The sequence below is a fragment of the Streptomyces calidiresistens genome (assembly GCF_014141525.1).
Lineage (GTDB): Bacteria > Actinomycetota > Actinomycetes > Streptomycetales > Streptomycetaceae > Streptomyces > Streptomyces calidiresistens.
Genome location: NZ_VKHS01000699.1, coordinates 1 through 2,898, shown reverse-complemented (window position 1 = coordinate 2,898; position 2,898 = coordinate 1). Strand labels below are relative to the sequence as shown.

At 72.4% G+C, this 2,898-nt stretch carries 5 protein-coding genes; all 5 read left to right on the top strand.

All coding sequences use genetic code 11. The features are described from left to right. On the top strand, positions 1-376 hold a 376-nt coding region (locus FOE67_RS21645; RefSeq protein ID WP_182666515.1), incomplete at its 5' end, for a hypothetical protein. Further along, positions 373-1,020: an SAP domain-containing protein gene (locus tag FOE67_RS21640; RefSeq protein WP_182666514.1), complete on the top strand. Its 648-nt coding sequence runs from the start codon at positions 373-375 to the stop codon at positions 1,018-1,020. The genes FOE67_RS21645 and FOE67_RS21640, both read left to right, overlap by 4 nt. Before the next feature lie 17 nt (positions 1,021-1,037). Beyond that, entirely contained in the window at positions 1,038-1,319 is a 282-nt protein-coding gene (locus FOE67_RS21635; protein WP_182666513.1) for a hypothetical protein, read from the top strand. A gap of 308 nt (positions 1,320-1,627) precedes the next feature. Beyond that, on the top strand, positions 1,628-2,308 hold the full coding sequence (locus FOE67_RS21630) for a hypothetical protein (protein WP_182666512.1): 681 nt from the start codon (positions 1,628-1,630) through the stop codon (positions 2,306-2,308). 51 nt (positions 2,309-2,359) lie between these two features. Further along, positions 2,360-2,898, top strand: a 539-nt coding sequence (locus tag FOE67_RS21625) for a hypothetical protein (RefSeq protein WP_228474147.1), incomplete at its 3' end; no start/stop codon positions are given.

Below are 2,898 nucleotides of genomic sequence, written 5' to 3'. Positions count from 1 at the left end.
CCCCCGGCACGCCCCCGGCCGCCGCGCCACCCTCACCCAGTACGCCGGCGCGCACGTCGTCATCGCGGACGGCGGCTCCACCATCTACGAGGCGATGGCGCTGGGGCTGCCCGTGGTGCTCCCGGCCTGGCTCACCGCCGCCCGCAACCTGGCCCGGGCCGGCGGAACGCTGCTGGAGGCCACCGTCTACCGCGAGCGCCTGGGCGTCCACGTCGACGCCCCGTCCGCTCTGGAGGACGCCTGCATCACCGCCCACGAGACCGGCCTCGAGGAACGCGAACGCGCCTTCATCGAGGACGTCCTGCCCACCTTCTACCGCGGCGCGTCCGGCGCCGGCTTCGCGAAGTTCCTGCTCACTCTCCTGGAGGGCTCATGACCGACACCACCAACACCACCGAGGGCGCGGCCACCGACAGCCCGGCCACCACGGAGGGCGCGCCGGCCTCGACCTCCGGGCCGGGGAGCGTCCCGGCGACGAACTGGGACGCGATGAAGCTCTCCGACCTGCGGGCCGCCGCCCGCGAGCGGGGCCTGCGCACCGGGGGCACCGCCGCCGAACTCGTCGCGCGCCTGCGCGCGGACGACCAGGACAAGGACGGGGAGAGCGCCGCGGAGAAGTACACCCGCGACGGGGACGAGCCGACCGCCGATGGTGCGCACATCCCCGCCGGCACCGGCGCCCGGGTCCACGACGCCGACCACCAGGACCCCGGAGGGCAGGAAGGGCCGGTGGAGGTGGAGGGCACCGGCTACCGGACCCGGGTCGTCCTCGGAGCCGACCAGGACCCCTCCACCCTCAACCTCGACGCCCTGAACCGGCCGAACGCGACGCGCGAGTACACCCACCGGGCCCCCGCCGTGAAGCCTGCGGCGGTCACCGAGGCGTGGCTGCGCAAGGGCGAACGCCAGACGTTGCGGCGCGCCATCGAGGAGGGCCTGGTGCCCTGCGGGGAAGTCACCCACCACGGCCCCGACGCCGGCGGCAAGACCTGGACCTTCACCGTGCCGGTGCGGGACTGACCCCGGGGGGCCGTGTGATGGCGACGCCCGGCAACGAGGAGCTGCGCGCCCTGGTCCGCGACGGCAAGGCCATGCCCGCACCCGGACAAGACCGCCCCGGACGCTTCCCCATCCGCAACCGCGACGACCTCGCGAAAGCCATCCGAGCGGTGGGGCGGGTGGAACCGGCGACGGAGGAGGAACGGGCGCGGGTACGGCGGTACATCATCCGCCGTGCCCGCGAGCTGGGGGCGGTGGCCGATCTGCCGGAGAGCTGGGACCTGACGACCGGCCGCCTGAAGGACGGGGCCGACTCGTGACCGGGGCCGACGGCCGGGCGGCGGACCCCGGAGCGGAGTCCCCGCCCGTGCCGGGCCAGGAGCCGGCCGGCACGCCCCCGGCTCCCGGACCGGTCGACGAGACGGGCGGGGAGGACGAGTGGGCGCAGCACCTCCTCGCCCAAGCAATCCACAAAATCGACCAGGAAGGCGCCGAACCGAACAACTCGCGGGTACCATCAGCCCAAGAGGGCGAATCACCAGTTGAGACCCCTCGGGAGCCCAACGCTCCCGGCGCAACCGGCACTCCCGAAAGGGGAGAGCCCAGACCCGAAACGGGACAGCAGCGCATGACAACCACCGAAACCAACACAACTGAACAGTCCGGTACCCCCACCGGGGAGACCACCCAGCCCCCCGCGCAGGCACCCGAAACGGGACCCACGCACACCACCACCAACAACGCCGACACCGGCGCAGCCCCGCAAGGGGGCAGCACCGACACCGGCGACACCGGCGGTGACCCCAAAAACTGGGAAGCCGAAGCCGCGAAGTGGAAGGCCCTGAGCCGCAAGAACGAAGCGGACAAACTCAAGGCCCTCGCCGAACTGGAGAAGCTCAACACCCCCTCCACCGGCACCACCACCAGCAGCAACGGCACCGGCACCGGCAACGAGGAAGTCCGGCGCCTGACCGAACAGGTCAACGCACTGGTCGCCAAGCAACGCGAGAACGAGCACCAGGCGCTCCTCGCCCGGGCCGCCGAAGCCAAGCACCTGACCGCAGACCAGGCGAAGTACCTCAGCGGCTCCACCTACGAGGAGCTCCTGGCATCCGCCGACCGCATCAGGGCCGACTTCGGACTCCCCAACCCACAGGACACCCAGCAGCAGACCGCCCCCGGCGGCGCACGGGAGACACACCCCCCGCGCGAACACCTGCGGCCGGGAGCCAGCGGGCCGGACACCGACGGATTCGACGACCAGAAGATCGTCGAGCAGGCCCTACGCAAGACCTTCGGCCACCACTAGCCCCCCGCCCCGGGGTGCGGGTGGCCCGGCCGAAGGTCATGGAGGAACCCCATGGCCCTTGTCACGTCCACCCGCATCTCGCGGCTGGCCATCATGCTCCTGTCCCGCCGCCTCGCCCTGCCCATGACCGTGCAGCGCGTCCCCAGCGACGAGTACACCGGGCCCTCCGGCGGGACCGTCGTCATCCGCGTCCCCGTACCCCGAGAAGCGAAGATCCAGGAGAACGCGGGCGACCCGCTGGACTTCTCCGAGGTCGACGAGGTGCCCGTCGAGACGGGCATGGAGCACGTCTACGACGGCGCGCGCGTCACCATCCAGCAGCGCAGCATGTCCATCGAGAACCTCACGCAGCAGCTCGTCGTGCCGCAGGTCCGCGCGGTCGCGGTCGGCGCGGAGAACATCCTCGCCGAGGTCATGAACGCGCTGCCCATCGAGTACGAGGTCACCGGCGGCGCCAACTCCAACATCGACGCGGCGATCCTCGCCGCCCGCGCCGACCTCGGCCGCAACGACGTCCCGATGGAAAACCGCTGGCTGGCGGCATCCCCCGGCCTCGCGGAGATCCTCCTCGGCCGCCCCAACCTCACCCC

Coding starts and splice junctions, on each gene's coding strand:
- FOE67_RS21640 (WP_182666514.1), top strand. CDS start 373: ATGACCGACACCACCAACACCACCGAGGGCGCGGCCACCGACAGCCCG.
- FOE67_RS21635 (WP_182666513.1), top strand. CDS start 1,038: ATGGCGACGCCCGGCAACGAGGAGCTGCGCGCCCTGGTCCGCGACGGC.
- FOE67_RS21630 (WP_182666512.1), top strand. CDS start 1,628: ATGACAACCACCGAAACCAACACAACTGAACAGTCCGGTACCCCCACC.